The 14,594-nt window shown below is 53.0% G+C and carries 17 protein-coding genes; 7 read left to right on the forward strand and 10 right to left on the reverse strand.

The genetic code is table 11. From position 1 onward, the window contains the following. The first annotated feature begins 147 nt into the window (after positions 1-147). Positions 148-465: a hypothetical protein gene (locus EJE49_RS08850; RefSeq protein WP_124950089.1), complete on the forward strand. Its 318-nt coding sequence runs from the start codon at positions 148-150 to the stop codon at positions 463-465. Between the two features lie 74 nt (positions 466-539). Here EJE49_RS08850 and EJE49_RS08855 read toward each other — a convergent pair whose 3' ends face one another. From EJE49_RS08855 to EJE49_RS08875, 5 genes are all read right to left on the reverse strand, one after another. Next, positions 540-965, reverse strand: a complete 426-nt coding sequence (locus EJE49_RS08855) for a protein YgfX (RefSeq protein ID WP_370685823.1) — start codon at positions 963-965, stop codon at positions 540-542. Next, positions 962-1,354, reverse strand: a complete 393-nt coding sequence (locus tag EJE49_RS08860; protein WP_124950091.1) for a hypothetical protein — start codon at positions 1,352-1,354, stop codon at positions 962-964. Before EJE49_RS08860 ends, EJE49_RS08855 begins: the two co-directional genes overlap by 4 nt. Positions 1,355-1,370: 16 nt before the next feature. Further along, positions 1,371-2,288: a lipoate--protein ligase family protein gene (locus tag EJE49_RS08865; protein ID WP_189941793.1), complete on the reverse strand. Its 918-nt coding sequence runs from the start codon at positions 2,286-2,288 to the stop codon at positions 1,371-1,373. A gap of 74 nt (positions 2,289-2,362) precedes the next feature. Continuing rightward, positions 2,363-2,779, reverse strand: coding sequence for a hypothetical protein (locus tag EJE49_RS08870; RefSeq protein WP_124950093.1), 417 nt, complete (start codon positions 2,777-2,779; stop codon positions 2,363-2,365). 15 nt (positions 2,780-2,794) lie between these two features. After that, positions 2,795-3,610, reverse strand: coding sequence for a cytochrome C assembly family protein (locus EJE49_RS08875; protein ID WP_124950094.1), 816 nt, complete (start codon positions 3,608-3,610; stop codon positions 2,795-2,797). A gap of 82 nt (positions 3,611-3,692) precedes the next feature. Between EJE49_RS08875 and ffh the strand changes: the two genes are divergently transcribed. Together ffh and EJE49_RS08885 are read left to right on the forward strand one after the other, a co-directional pair. After that, on the forward strand, positions 3,693-5,036 hold the full coding sequence (gene ffh / locus EJE49_RS08880; RefSeq protein WP_124950095.1) for a signal recognition particle protein: 1,344 nt from the start codon (positions 3,693-3,695) through the stop codon (positions 5,034-5,036). 5 nt (positions 5,037-5,041) lie between these two features. Continuing rightward, complete coding sequence (locus tag EJE49_RS08885) at positions 5,042-5,344, forward strand: DUF4936 family protein (RefSeq protein ID WP_124950096.1); 303 nt, start codon at positions 5,042-5,044, stop codon at positions 5,342-5,344. Here the strand turns inward: EJE49_RS08885 and queF are convergent. The 3 genes from queF to EJE49_RS08900 form a co-directional block, all read right to left on the reverse strand. Next, positions 5,329-6,165, reverse strand: a complete 837-nt coding sequence (queF, locus tag EJE49_RS08890; RefSeq protein WP_124950097.1) for an NADPH-dependent 7-cyano-7-deazaguanine reductase QueF — start codon at positions 6,163-6,165, stop codon at positions 5,329-5,331. The two genes, EJE49_RS08885 and queF, sit on opposite strands and share 16 nt — an antisense overlap. 2 nt (positions 6,166-6,167) lie before the next feature. Continuing rightward, positions 6,168-7,118: a CAF17-like 4Fe-4S cluster assembly/insertion protein YgfZ gene (ygfZ, locus tag EJE49_RS08895; protein WP_124950098.1), complete on the reverse strand. Its 951-nt coding sequence runs from the start codon at positions 7,116-7,118 to the stop codon at positions 6,168-6,170. A gap of 93 nt (positions 7,119-7,211) precedes the next feature. Then, positions 7,212-7,451: a hypothetical protein gene (locus EJE49_RS08900; protein WP_189941795.1), complete on the reverse strand. Its 240-nt coding sequence runs from the start codon at positions 7,449-7,451 to the stop codon at positions 7,212-7,214. Positions 7,452-7,752: 301 nt separating this feature from the next. Between EJE49_RS08900 and glyA the strand changes: the two genes are divergently transcribed. Genes glyA through EJE49_RS08920 form a run of 4 tightly spaced genes read left to right on the forward strand, consistent with a single transcriptional unit; the run spans position 7,753 to position 11,578 of the window. Continuing rightward, complete coding sequence (gene glyA, locus EJE49_RS08905; protein ID WP_124950100.1) at positions 7,753-9,000, forward strand: serine hydroxymethyltransferase; 1,248 nt, start codon at positions 7,753-7,755, stop codon at positions 8,998-9,000. A gap of 6 nt (positions 9,001-9,006) precedes the next feature. Continuing rightward, entirely contained in the window at positions 9,007-9,456 is a 450-nt protein-coding gene (gene nrdR / locus EJE49_RS08910; RefSeq protein ID WP_124950101.1) for a transcriptional regulator NrdR, read from the forward strand. 2 nt (positions 9,457-9,458) lie between these two features. Continuing rightward, entirely contained in the window at positions 9,459-10,568 is a 1,110-nt protein-coding gene (ribD, locus tag EJE49_RS08915) for a bifunctional diaminohydroxyphosphoribosylaminopyrimidine deaminase/5-amino-6-(5-phosphoribosylamino)uracil reductase RibD (RefSeq protein ID WP_124950102.1), read from the forward strand. A gap of 8 nt (positions 10,569-10,576) precedes the next feature. Beyond that, positions 10,577-11,578 carry a sodium:calcium antiporter gene (locus EJE49_RS08920; RefSeq protein ID WP_124950103.1) on the forward strand — a complete coding sequence of 334 codons (1,002 nt, stop codon included), beginning with the start codon at positions 10,577-10,579 and terminating at the stop codon, positions 11,576-11,578. Between the two features lie 52 nt (positions 11,579-11,630). Here the strand turns inward: EJE49_RS08920 and EJE49_RS08925 are convergent, their stop codons facing one another. Further along, positions 11,631-12,980 (reverse strand): sigma-54-dependent transcriptional regulator, encoded by a 1,350-nt coding sequence (locus tag EJE49_RS08925; RefSeq protein ID WP_223246887.1) that lies wholly within the window; start codon positions 12,978-12,980, stop codon positions 11,631-11,633. Further along, positions 12,974-14,593, reverse strand: coding sequence for a sensor histidine kinase (locus EJE49_RS08930; protein ID WP_124950104.1), 1,620 nt, complete (start codon positions 14,591-14,593; stop codon positions 12,974-12,976). The genes EJE49_RS08925 and EJE49_RS08930 overlap by 7 nt, the downstream gene beginning before the upstream one ends. Between the last annotated feature and the right edge of the window lies 1 nt (position 14,594).

Raw genomic sequence — 14,594 nt, forward strand, 5'->3', positions numbered from 1 at the left:
CATGTAAAAAATCCTTAAATCCTAATTAAGAAAATTCTACTTTTAAATGCAATTATTTGCTGGGGGGATTACCCTAAACTTAGTGCAAAAATTGATTCGAGGTGGAAATATACTGTACAACCAAACGCTGATGGACAAGAAATATATATGTTCTCTGAGCAAGCAAATCAAGCTACAGTCATTCTTGCAGTGGAAACAGTATCTGGCTATTCATTGGATGACTACGTAAGTGCATTTCAGAAAAGCACTGTAGCCAATATGCGATTTTCAGATGGCGGGAATTTCTTTGAGAATAACTGGCATGGCTCTGGTAGCGTGGTCAACAACAGCAATCGTCTTAATGTTGATGTCTTGCAGCTTGGTTCTGTGTTTTGGCGAATTGTAACCATTCAAACTATGCCATACGATTCCTCTGATCTATTAGTGAACCAACTCCAAGATGAGCTTTGGAGCACAGTAAAGTAGCGGAGGGAAGAGCTAATGGAGGCTGTAAACAACTCTGTGTAAACGATTTTTTGTTATTGCTGCGGCATCCGGTGCTAATCCACCCCGCCATACCTTACCCACCGTAACCACACCCGCAAATGCCGATAATCATCCACACCCATACTATCCACCAACAGCGGGACAGCAACACGCACACCAGAGGTCAGCTTGAATTGAATAACGGTCAATGGAGCGGTGACAAAAGCTTGCAGCAAATCGGCATCTACCCATAACCCTTGGTGCAACAGGCGGTAACCGGTTTCATCGGCTTCAATGGCTGAAATTGGCGACTGGCGTAATTGCTGAAAATAATAGATGGCGCTAGTGGTCAGCAGGAGGGTGCCGCCGATTTGCCAGGGGGGTGCGACGGCGGCCAGCCATGTTGCCAGTAATGCCAGTGCATGTGCGCTCATAACCGCTAGCAGTAAATAACGCGATGGCCGGATAACGACCTTGAGTGGTGGTCGGGTGTTAATTATTCACCCCAGCGGTACTGGTGGCAGAACTGGAGCAGGCGCTCTGAGGCTTCTTCGCGTTCGAAGAAACGATCAGCGCGGTTGAGCCGGGCCTGGTCACGTTCATCCTGACTGCCACCAAAGCAGAAGATGGCTACATTGAGCATGAGTTCCATGCGCACTTTGCGGATGGCGTCTTGCGGGTCAAAGTCGTCGGTCAGCGTATCCAGATCAAGGAAGATAAACCGGTACAGCAGTATCTGATCAAAGGTGCCCAGGCTGTCGAGGTCGAGTGTCGCGACCATTTCCCAGCCTTCAGGCAATGCCGCTTGCAGCGCTTCGTGCAGCGCGGGGTCGTTGCTCATCAGGATAAATTTGCGCTGCAGTCTTGCGGCGATGGTGGGTTCTGTCATGTGAATGTCTCTACTATCAGGGTTTATCGGCGAAATGCGCTGTCGTCAATATGCACTGCGCCCAGAACGGCACTACGGCAGCAGGCAAGTAATCTTGCAACACTGCGCCCAATCCCGCTTCAGTTAGTGCAATGTCGGTCAGGCTGTGTTCGGGCAGTTGCGGCAGGTGTGACATTGCGACGCGAGCGATAGTCTGGCCCTGCGTAAGTACCCGCACCCAGCGGCCATCAAAATGCTGTTCGGTAAGAAAACTCTGTGCGTTGATTTTAATGCCATGCGGCACCAGCCGGTTCGGCGTATCGTTCTCAGGCACCAATTCAGCGCGATATTCGTCGCGCGCAGCTCGCTCATCATCACGCAGCATCGCTTGCTCCCAGCGCCAACCAAATATACCCGTTGCCGCGCGCCGATAGACCAATGACAGCCATGCCAGTTCCGGCACCGGCGCATGCTCTGACCAGCTGGTGATGGCTTCCTGCAAGGCGGCGCTTAACCATGAGCGAAACCCTGCCGATGGAACTGCAATCAACTGGGTAAATTCATCCGCCGGAAATTTCAACAAAAAACTGGTACCGACGACACCGGCCGAACCTATGGTTGCAGCACCACTGCCCGCCAGTTTCTTGCCATTGAGCCAGACATCCTGCTGCACCAGTGACGCCGCCCAGCCCATCTCGCTATATACCTGCAACATGGGCGCCAGGGCATGGGCATACCAGCCTTCGGTACGGTTAGGAAAAAAATCGCGCGGCGCGATCAGTACCATGCAGGCTTGATGCCGATCCAGCCAAACCCCGCCCCCGCCTAAAGGACGGCGGATGACAGGTACGTGAGGGTCGGTGATGAGTTCCGCTGCGGCGGACTGATGTTGCCCCAGACAGAAATGGGCAGCAGGCGTACCCCACACGACCACCGGGTCATCACCTGCCTGCATTGCTTCGGCCACTCCCGCATAAGTGGCATGGTAGTCTTCCGGGTCACACTCGCCTAGATCTATCCAGCGGGCTTTTAACTGCTGGATGATGCCTCTCCTGATGCGGGTGCATCGGCGTCGGTTTTGAAGAATTTACCGAAATAGAAATCACGCCGATTCAGGTTTTCCAGCTCCTCGGCACGTGCGGACAAACCGGCGCGCATGATTTCAGCCAGATACTGGCCCTGTTCAGCATCGAGTACGTGAATTTCGTTGATCAGGTCTTCATCTACGTCAATAAAATGTGCGGTAAAACCCTCTGGCGGTTGCACGTGCAGCAACCAGGACTGGCAGGTTTCATCTTCTGCATCCAGTGGGCTCATGGTGATCTTGCCTAACCAGGCCAGACGCGCTGCCTGATTGAAATAACGAATGTCGAGTTTCTTGCCTTTTTTATACTTGTTCAGCTCGTTTTTAAGCGTGCCGACATCGGTGATTTTAATTGATTTCATGCCAGTTCCTTCAAATTATCCGGGGTAACGATGTAACAGGGTTTCCAATACAAAACGGCTGCCGATGTAAGCCAGTAGCAACATGGCAAAACCTACCCATGTCCAGCGTACTGCGACCTTACCGCGCCAGCCACGTAATCTGCGCCCACCGAGCAGCACTGCGTAAATCAGCCATGACAACACGGCAAATACGGTTTTATGATTAAATTCGGCGGGTTTATGAAAAATTTCTTCGGAAAACAGCACACCTGTCACCAGCGTCAACGTCAGCAGGGTGAAACCCAGACCGATCAGACGGAATAACAGGCTCTCCAATGTCAGCAACGGCGGCAAATTTACCGTCATATCGCTATTGCTGACGTGATGCAGACGTTTTTCCACTATGGACATCAGGGTGGCATGCAGCGCTGCAATAGTAAATAAACTGTAGGCCAACAGTGCAATCAGCAAATGCAACCGAAACGCCAGCAGTTCGGTATTGGCCAGCAAATGGGCTTCGGGCAGCACCAGTGGCGCCAGCACAGCAACCGCAGCAATCGCTGCAAGGGGCGCATTCAACGCCTCCATGCGTGAGTGGAAGCTGCTCAGCCAGTAAATCAGTATAGCCAGCCCGGCGATCATCGACAGCACATTGCCTATGCCAAGCTGCACACCTAAATCGGTGACCGTAGTTACCCCCAGCAAGCCGAAATGCAGCGACATCGGCACCAGCAAGGCGAACGGCTCCCAAGCTGCCGTTTCTGCAACACCATGCCAGCGCGTGCGCCAGAAATGCCAACCGACCAGGGCATACAGTAAACTAACAAGAGGATAAAGCCAGGGGATGCTCATCTGATGTAAAATAGGTGAAATGCTATAAACTCAAAGTTTACATCATATCTTCATCGTTTTGGCGACCAATGGAACATTACAAATGCTAGAAAACCTAACCACGCGCCTTTCCTCCGTTATTAAAAACTTGCGCGGACAAGCGCGACTGACGGAAGACAATATTCAGGATGCCCTGCGTGAAGTGCGTATGGCGCTGCTCGAAGCCGACGTCGCACTCCCTGTCGTTAAAGATTTCATCAATGATGTGAAACAAAAAGCGCTCGGCGTAGAAGTGCTGCAAAGCCTGACGCCCGGCCAGGCATTAATCGGCGTAGTGCACGACGAACTCACGAAGTTGATGGGCACAGCGCATGTCGGCCTCAATCTGGCGACCACCCCACCGGCCATCATCCTTATGGCCGGTTTGCAGGGTTCCGGTAAAACCACCAGTAGCGGCAAGCTCGCCAAACTGCTCAAGGAGCAGATGAAGAAAAAAGTGCTGCTGGTCAGTTGCGACGTGTACCGTCCCGCCGCTATCGAGCAGCTTAAAACTCTGGCCAGCCAGCTGGAAGTCGACTTCTTCCCCTCCAGCGGCGAGCAGAAACCGCTGGATATTGCACTGGCGGCACAGGATTACGCCAAGAAACATTTTCACGATGTGCTCATCGTCGATACCGCCGGCCGTCTGGGTATCGATCAGGTGATGATGGATGAGATCCGTGAACTGCATACCTCGCTCAAACCGGTTGAAACACTGTTTGTTGTTGATGCAATGCAGGGTCAGGATGCTATCAACACCGCGCGCGCCTTTAACGAGACCTTACCGCTGACCGGCGTCATCCTCACCAAACTTGACGGCGACTCGCGCGGCGGTGCAGCATTATCTGTACGCCATATCACCGGCAAGCCGATCAAATTCGTCGGCGTCGGCGAGAAACTCACCGGACTGGAACCGTTCCACCCGGAACGCATGGCCTCCCGCGTGCTCGGCATGGGTGACGTGCTGTCGCTGATTGAAGATGCTCAGCGCAATGTCGATCATGCAGAAGCCGCCCGCTTTGCAGACAAGATCAAAAAGGGCAAAGGCTTTGATCTGGAAGATTTCAAGGCGCAGATCCAGCAAATGCGCAAGATGGGTGGCATTTCCGCGCTGATGGACAAGTTGCCTGGCGCAGCGGGTGCAGCGATACCCGCCGGTGCCGATGAAAAAGCGGTCAACCGCATCGAAGGCATTATCAATTCAATGACCCCGCAGGAGCGCAGCAAGCCGGAACTCCTCAAGGCGTCGCGCAAGCGCCGCATTGCAGCAGGTGCTGGCGTTTCGGTTCAGGAAGTAAACCGCTTGCTGAAACAATTCGAGCAAGCCCAGAAAATGATGAAGATGATGTCCAAGGGCGGGCTGGCCAAAATGATGCGCGGCATGAAGGGCATGATGCCGGGGATGTAAATGCGATGTCGCTGCACTATTACATTTACTATCGGGTGCTGACGGACGACCCGGAAACCGAACAGCAAATCCGCGGCATGCAAGCACGGCTAGGTTGTCGCAGCGGTCATTATGGCAAGCTGCTGAAGCGCCATAATGACCCGCTGACGTGGATGGAGATTTATGAAGACATCAGCAATAGCGCTGACTTTGAGCAACAGCTGACGCGCGCTTTGGCTGAGTTCGACATCGCCATGTTCATCAACGGTAACAGAGTTACCGAACGCTTCAGCGGCGAGCTCGCGACCCCGGCTCACTGCCGGGCGTGACGCAGATTTGGCGGCAGGCCACCGGTACTGAAATTGGTGCGCCACGGATTAATATCCAGCCCGCCACGACGGGTATAACGGGCATACACCGATAATTTGATCGGTTTGCACTGACGCAGGACATCAACAAAAATACGTTCTACGCATTGCTCATGAAACTCATTGTGCGTACGAAAACCAATCAGATACTGCAATAACCCGGCCTGCTCAATTGGCGCCCCGACATAATGTATCTGCACGCTGGCCCAATCCGGCTGTCCGGTCACCAGACAATTAGATTTGAGCAAATGCGACACCAGCTTCTGTTCTACCGGCTCCGCATCCGCTTGCACTGATAACAATGCAGGATTCGGCGTGTAGCTGTCGATCTCGATATCCAGCCGATCCAGCAACTCCCCTTCCAGCTCACCCATAGCCAAACTGGAGAAAGCTTCCGGCAAAGTCAGGCGCACCTGCACTGACGCGCCAGCAGCCTGGCTCAAATCAGCACGCAATCTGTTCAACAGCTCTTCATTGCTATCCAGCCGCGTCTGATTGAATGAATTCAGATACAGCTTGAACGATTTCGATTCGATAATGTTCGGCGAGTCCGCCGGTACGATGAAGGTAGCGATGGCGATTTGCGGCTTACCGCGCGGATTAAGCCATGACAGCTCATAGCCATTCCAGATATCCGCACCCATAAACGGCAAGGTGCCAGTCAGGCCGATTTCATCACGCTTGATCTGCCGCGGGATGGCAAATAGCAAGCCCGGGCTGTACTCGGTCTGATAACAGGTCGGTTTGCCTAAAACCGTATCGGTTAATGAGGTATCCGTCATGTTCAGGCGAGTGCGTAAGGCAAATCCTGCAAAGTCAGCAGCGCGCCATCCAGCGATTTCACATGCAAGGGTTGCGTTGCTACACTGCTGATTTGCATCACTGCCAGTGCATCCCAGCCGCCATCAGGGGCAGGTTGGGCATTCACTACCATACCCATGGCCTGACCTTCCATATCCGGGCTGTAAATCTCGTCGCCGGCAGCCATTGCCACCTCAGCGTGCACCAGATACATGCGCCGTTTCAATTTACCCAGATATTGGGTACGCGCAACAATTTCCTGCCCGGTGTAACAGCCCTTCTGGAAATTTACGCTATTGGTCAAATCGAAATTTACCATTTGCGGTACAAACTGTTCCTGTGTCGCAGCCACGATAGTTGGTACACCGGCACGTATTTCCAGCCATTGCCACTGATCCATGTCGATAGCAGTGGCTTGTTGTGCGATCTGCGCTAATACACCGTCTCTGTCTGCAGCCGGCACCGTAAGCTGGTAACGCTCGCTCGCCAGACGAATCACACTGACAGCACCCGCCTCGGCCGTTTTCATATCCGCATCGATTTCACAGCCAGTCAGCGCTTTAACCACCGCGGCGGCGCCATGACCGGCGATACCCAGGCGCAGCCATTCCTCACGCGCATCACGTGCTTTCACTTTGGACCGCAAAATATACATGGACAGTCGTTTTTGCAATGCGGGCTGCAACTCGGCTGCCAGTTGCAGATACGTACTCTCTCCCTGTTGCCACAACAGGAAGCTGCCAAGCAAACGCCCCTTGGGTGAACAGAATCCGCTGTATTGAGCCTGATGCTGGGCCAGTTGACGCGCATCATTTGTCAGCTGCCCCTGCAAAAATGTCGTGGTATCGTCACCCTCAAAGGCAATTAAACCAGACTGGGAAAGATCAGCATAAACCGCCTGCGTCGCGAGTATTTCGGTTAAAGAGTGTGCCATTTGGATTATTCACAGAATAGGATAGATAGGAAGTGGTTTTATTCTACCTAAAAATCACTTCATAAAAAATGCAGGCAACAAAAAAGCCGACCATCAGGTCGGCTTTTTCATAAACAAGAATAAATTCTTATTTAGCGGCAGCGTCAGCAGCAGCAGCTGGAGCAGCGGCTTCAGCAGCGGCTGGAGCAGCAGCAGCAGCAGCGTCAGCAGCAGCGGCTGGAGCAGCAGCAGCAGCAGCGGCTGGAGCAGCAGCAGCAGCGTCAGCAGCAGCAGCAGGAGCAGCGGCTTCAGCAGCAGCAGGAGCAGCGTCAGCAGCAGGAGCTGCAGCTTCATCTTTTTTACCACAAGCGGTCAGGGTTAAAGCCATCAGAGCAGCGATCAGCAAGGAACGGGTCATTATATAAATCTCCAAAATTTTAAAATTACAAAAAATCCAACTTGCACACGCTATGAACGGAAGCGCAAGCGTGGACAAACGAAACATCTTTTCGTTCGTAGGAAAATTATACGCAATATTTTTTATTTGTGTGCGCCTGTTATTAATTTTTTTCGCATATTAGCAACACCACAGCGTGATAAAATATGAAATTCACCTTATTTAACACTTTGACACATCACCCTGAGGATATTTGCCATGTTTAATCTCCAAGACACCATCGCCATTACCGATCCGGACTTATGGAAAGCAATGGAAGATGAGCGCGGTCGCCAGGAAGACCACATAGAGCTGATTGCTTCCGAAAATTACACCAGCCCGGCGGTAATGGAAGCACAAGGCTCCGTGTTGACCAACAAATATGCCGAAGGCTACCCAGGCAAGCGTTACTACGGCGGCTGTGAGTTTGTCGACGTCGCAGAACAATTAGCTATTGATCGCGTTAAACAGTTATTTGGTGCCGAATACGCCAACGTGCAGCCGCATTCCGGTTCACAAGCCAACGCGGCGGTTTACTTATCTGTGCTCAAACCCGGTGACACTATACTTGGCATGTCACTGGCTCATGGCGGTCACTTGACCCACGGCGCTTCAGTGAACTTCTCCGGCAAGTTATTTAATGCAGTGACCTATGGCCTGCATCCTGAAACCGAAGAGATTGACTATGCCGAAGTCGAGCGCCTGGCGCTGGAGCACAAGCCTAAAATGATCGTTGCCGGTGCATCTGCCTATTCCCTGGTTATCGACTGGCAACGTTTTCGCAAAATTGCAGACAGCGTAGGGGCTTACCTGTTCGTCGACATGGCGCATTATGCCGGTCTGGTCGCGGCAGGTATCTATCCTAACCCGGTCGGTATTGCTGATTTCGTCACCTCCACGACCCACAAGACATTACGCGGCCCACGTGGCGGCCTGATTATGGCTCGCGCCGAGTTTGAAAAGCAGCTGAACTCCAGCATTTTCCCGGGCACCCAGGGCGGCCCGTTGATGCACGTTATCGCGGCCAAAGCGATTGCCTTCAAGGAGGCCATGAGCGACGACTTCAAAACCTACCAGACACAAGTGATTGCCAATGCCCGCATCATGGCAACCACACTACAAGCCCGTGGCTTGCGTATTGTGTCCGGCCGCACTGATTCACATTTATTCCTGCTGGACCTGTGTGCTAAAAACATTACCGGAAAAGATGCTGAAGCAGCACTGGGACGCGCGCACATTACCGTTAACAAAAATGCGATTCCTAATGACCCGCAAAAGCCTTTTGTCACTTCAGGCATCCGTATCGGCACCCCGGCCATGACCACCCGCGGCTTTGGCGCTAAAGAAGCTGAGCAGCTTGCCCACCTGATTGCAGACGTATTGGACGCACCAGCAGACGATGCCGTCATTGCCCGCGTAGCCACAGCCGCACAGGCTTTGTGCAAGCAATACCCTGTCTACGGCTAAACGCAGATGAAATGTCCATTCTGCGGTTCTTTCGACACACACGTTGCGGATTCGCGGGTGTCGGAAGCCGGCGACTCGGTACGACGCCGGCGGCGTTGCGGTGCCTGTGATAAACGTTTCACCACCTACGAAACAGTGGAGTTACGCTTGCCACAAGTCGTTAAAACCAACGGTAGCCGCGAGGAGTTCTCGCCCGCCAAGCTGCGCGAAGGGTTTCGCCGCGCGCTGCATAAGCGGCCAGTCCCTACCGAATATGTCGACCAGGAAATTGAATTGATCGTTAAACACGTGCTGTCACTGGGCGAACGTGAAATACCGGCACGCCAGATCGGAGAAATGGTCATGCAGGCGCTGAAACGACTCGATAAGATTGCCTACATCCGTTTTGCCTCCGTATATAAGAGCTTTCAGGATGTCGATGATTTCCGCGACGTATTAAAAGATCTGGACAAGTAGGCATGTGGACAGCCGATGATTACTCCTACATGGCGCAGGCGTTACGCCTGGCTGAACGCGGTTTGTATACCACTTCTCCCAATCCGCGGGTAGGTTGCGTCATCGTCAAGGATCATGTCATCGTTGGTGAAGGCTGGCATCAGCGGGCAGGTGAGCCTCATGCCGAAGTGCTGGCATTACGTCAGGCCGGCACATCCGCCCGTGGCGCTACGGCTTATGTCACATTGGAGCCATGCAGCCACTTTGGCCGCACCCCGCCGTGCGCCGATGCGCTGGTAGCTGCAGGCGTTGCCCGGGTGGTTGCCGCCATGCAGGACCCCAATCCGCAAGTTGCGGGCAGCGGACTGGCCCGCCTTGCTGCAGCAGGCATAACCACCAGCAGCGGCTTACTGGCAGCACAAGCGCAACAACTTAATATCGGCTTCATCCAGCGCATGACCCGCGCACGCCCCTGGCTGCGCATCAAAACCGCCTCATCACTGGATGGTAAAACCGCGCTCGCCAACGGCGACAGCAAATGGATTACTGCTGCCGCCGCGCGCCTCGATGTGCATCGTCTGCGTGCACGCTCCTGCGCTATTCTGACCGGGATCGGCACTGTATTGGCAGACAACCCGCAGCTCAACGTACGCGACATCGAGACGACGCGCCAACCCCTGCGAATTATCGTCGACTCGCACTTGCGTACGCCGACAGATGCCAGAATACTGCAGGACAAAGGCGCAATAATTGCTTATACTCAAGCCGACGCTTCTGCGCGGGAGGGCCTGATCCAAGCAGGTGCAGAGCTGATACAAGTGGATGATTTACAGGGCAAGGTTGATTTATCGGCACTGATGGCTATATTGGCACAGCGTGGCATTAACGAGATCATGACCGAGGCAGGCGCGCATTTGAATGCTGGCTTGATCATGGCGGGTCTGGTCGACGAGTGGGTGATGTACCTCGCCCCGACTTTACTCGGCGATACGGCGCGCGGCTTATTCACGCTACCCGAACCCGCCGGGATGAGCAGTCGTCGCGAATTAAGCATTCACGATGTACGCCAGATCGGCTTGGATTTACGCATTACGGCACACTTTGAACACACGACACAACAATCAATCCACTAGGGGAAATCATGCTTTGGTTAGAATTATTCGGCTTTTTAATTGTTATTCTGGTCGCAGCGGAAGTATTCGTTAACGCGCTGGAACATCTGGGCGAAAAGCTCAAAATTTCAGAAGGCGTAACAGGCTCATTATTCGCGGCTGTTGGCACTGCGCTACCGGAAACCATGGTGCCGTTACTGGCGATTTTTGCCGGTACTACGGATGCCGCTGTTAACCAGGAAATCGGCGTCGGTGCGATCCTGGGAGCCCCATTGATGTTGTCCACGCTGTCACTGTCACTACTGAGCTTTGCTGTGCTGAAAAAACGCGGTGTACAAGGCCATTACAACCCCGAGCGCACCGGCCTGACCCGTGACATGAATTTCTTTCTGGTTGCCTTCGGCCTGGCCTGCACTGCCATGTTCATACCGCACGACAATACCACCATGCGTGCCGTTTTTTCTTTTGGCATGGTGTTCATTTACTTCATCTATGTGCTGATGACCATACGCGCCTCTGCCAACCTAGTGAATGATGGCCACGCCACCGAGGCTGAAGGCGCGATGTTCCTGAATAAAGTAGGCATCCCTACCAACATGGCCACCATAATTCTGCAGCTTGTGTTAGGTCTAGGGTTATTGGTGGCCGGCGCAGAGGGTTTCATCCATGGCATCCAGCAGGCAGCGCCGATACTCGGCATTTCCGCACTGCTGTTATCACTGATGATCGTCCCGATCGCCACCGAACTACCGGAAAAAGTGAACAGCATACTGTGGATACGCCGCCATAAGGACACGCTGGCATTTGGCAACATCACTGGCGCCATGGTATTTCAGGGCACGCTGCTGCCAGCAATCGGTATCAGCCTGACCCCGTGGACACCGCAGCCAGCGGTGTTCATGGGGATCGTCGTCACGCTCATTGCCGCTGCCTGGTTACGCCTGATGCTCGCACGTGGGCAATTACGTGTGTGGCATTTATGGGTAAATGGCGCGTTATATGTCGCATATCTGGCAGCCATGCTGTTATAAAAACCTAAGGATGCCAAGCGTACTTCGCTTGGCATCCTGACTCAGCAAATCCCTAATCCATCCCCAGACGTTCCAAACGATAACGCAACGCACGAAAAGTAACACCCAGCAATTTGGCGGCTGCCGTTTTGTTGTAACGCGTTTTCTCCAATGCGGCCTGTATCGCCTCCCGCTCCAGCCTGTCCAGATAATCCTGTAGCGGCCATTGCATGCCCGGCTGGGCAATCTCACCTGCGTTTTCCTCTACCGCAGGCGTCAGGTGCAGGTCATCCACGTCGATTTGTACGCTGCTTGCCAAGGCTAATGCGCGCTCCAGAATATTCTCCAACTCACGCACATTACCGGGGAAATCATATTGCGACAACGCCGTCGCAGCAGCCTTGGTCAGACTAGGGGAACCCATGCCGGCCTCACTCGCCAATCTTGCCAGCAACGTTTGTGCAATCAACGGAATATCTTCACGCATCTCCCGCAATGCAGGCATTTTCAGGGTAATGACATTCAACCGATAAAACAGATCCTGGCGAAAACGCCCTTCCTCGACACATCGCGCCAAATGCTGATGGGTTGCGCTGATGATGCGCACATCAACGGGTTCTTCAACATTACTGCCCAGACGGCGCACTTTCTTTTCCTGTATCACCCGCAACAGCTTCACCTGCATGGCCAACGGCAGGTCAGCCACTTCATCCAGAAACAGCATGCCACCATTCGCAGCCTGAAAAAAACCATCACGCTCATTATCTGCGCCGGTAAAAGCGCCTTTTTTATAACCAAAAAATTCCGATTCCATCAGGTTCTCGGGAATAGCGCCACAGTTAACCGGCACAAAAGCCATCGCCGCACGATTACTCTGCTGATGTATCAGCCGTGCCGCCAGCTCTTTGCCGCTACCCGATTCACCAGTGATATAGACCGGTGCCTGGGTACGGGAAAGTTTGGCAATCAATTCGCGTGCCTGCTGCATTGCGGCCGAATCACCCACCAAATTACGCCCGCCGGAATTTACCCGCTCAGGTAATTTCAATGCAGACTTAACCAAAGCCCGCAATTGCTCCAGAGTCACCGGTTTATTAATATAATCAAACGCTCCCGCCTTGAGCGCGGTCACTGCATTATCGGTATTGCCATGAGCCGTAATTACCGCAACAGGGATAGTCGGTCGCTCTGCCTGTATGTAACGTACTATTTCCAGCCCATCGCCGTCCGGCAAACGCATATCGGTCAGGCACAGATTAAATTCGCTCTGTTTCAAGCTCGCTATGGCGTCGGCCACACACGTCGCCTTCACCACATCCAGTCCCATACGCAACAGCGTGATCTCCAGCAATTCCAGAATATCCGCTTCGTCATCAACAATAAGTACGGTTGGGATCATTTCGCTAGCCTGACGCTTCAACATCCACCCTCCTGGCAAGTAATTCTGAAATGCCCGCCTTTACCCGTAGACACACAATCCAGATAGGCCGCATTGGCATGACACAATTCTTTTGAAATATACAAACCTAACCCGGTACCACTCGACTCTGTGGTAAAAAATGGCTCAAACAATCGCGCCATATCTTTTTCGGCAACACCGGCCCCATCATCCATAATATGAATTTCCATCATGGCATTATCATGCTGAATTGCAACTTTCACGCTCCCCACCCGCTGCTGGCTATGCCGTAATGCATTCAAGCATAAATTCGTCATGACCTGATGCAAATGCCCGCGGTCGAAACAAATAAAGGCATCCGCGAATAAATCCAGACGAAACACGGCCCGATCCAGCGTCTGCGCATAACAGAACTCATCAATAAACTCTGATAAAAAAACATCCAGAACGATACGCTCAGTCACGGTGCGATCACGCCGGTTCAAGGACATAACGTCCGTTACCAGACGGTTAATACGTTGCGTATTCTGCGCAATAATTTCCAGCAAACGCTGATGACCGCGATCTCCGTCGTTATCTTCCTGCAATATCTCAGCAGCATGGCTGATTGCAGCCAGCGGATTGCGAATTTCATGGGCAATATTGGCTGTTAAGCGCCCTAATGCTGCCAACTTAATTTGTTGCGCCTGCTCATTAATACGCGTCATGTCTTCCAGCACCAGCACCGCCCCCATGACACGTTTATCGGTAACCGCAATAAAACGCGGCAAAAATTGCTCACCGTGCAAACCTAAGGAAATCGGTGGAAATTCAGCCTGTGGGTTCTTGCGCCACAAATCAAGATAATCAGAGAGTAACGGCACAGCACGCTGCAATTTGGTGCCGGCACCGGCATAAGCCAAACCAACACGACTCAGCAAACGCTTCGCCTGCTGATTTGCCTGGCGAATTTTGCCATCCCCATCCAGCACAACTACACCATCCTGCATATCATCAATCACCAGCTGATTGATCTGCGCCATATTTTCCAGATCTACGGCGCGTGCAGCAGCTAAAGCCTCGCTGAGACGATTGCGCTTGGCGAGAATATGCGCAACACCGGCTGTAGCAAAAAAGACTATTCCCAACAACCCGGCCTGGCCATAATCACTGACAGCATGGTGATGATCCAGTACCCCCAGCGTCTGCACGATCAGCACCCCGGAAGCCGCCAGAGCAGCATGGAACATCACCATACGCCCCTGCGCCACCAGACCACTGGAGGCCAGCGATACAATCAGCAGCAAGCCCAAGCCACTGCTTACCCCGCCGCTGGCTGCCATCATCAGCACGACAATGACAATATCGCCTATCACCTGCACACCGAGTTGCACTTCAAATCGCGGTTGGCGCAAGCTGATAGTAACCACCGCAACCGCTGCAAAGCCCATATAAATAAGGCTATACAGATAGAAAATGACGGGGCTTTCCTGTCCGAATATCTGCTGTTCGGGTATAGACAGGCTCAGCAGCAGAAACAGGCTGGCAACAACCAGCCGATACAAATTCAGATAATGCAGTGATTTCCAGCTACGCTCTGCACGGCCGCTCGCCAGTCGCGCTGCAGCCTTTACCCCCGCATCCGTCGCTATTGCCACT

The sequence above is a fragment of the Sulfuriferula thiophila genome (assembly GCF_003864975.1).
In the GTDB taxonomy this organism is placed as follows: Bacteria; Pseudomonadota; Gammaproteobacteria; order Burkholderiales; family Sulfuriferulaceae; genus Sulfuriferula; species Sulfuriferula thiophila.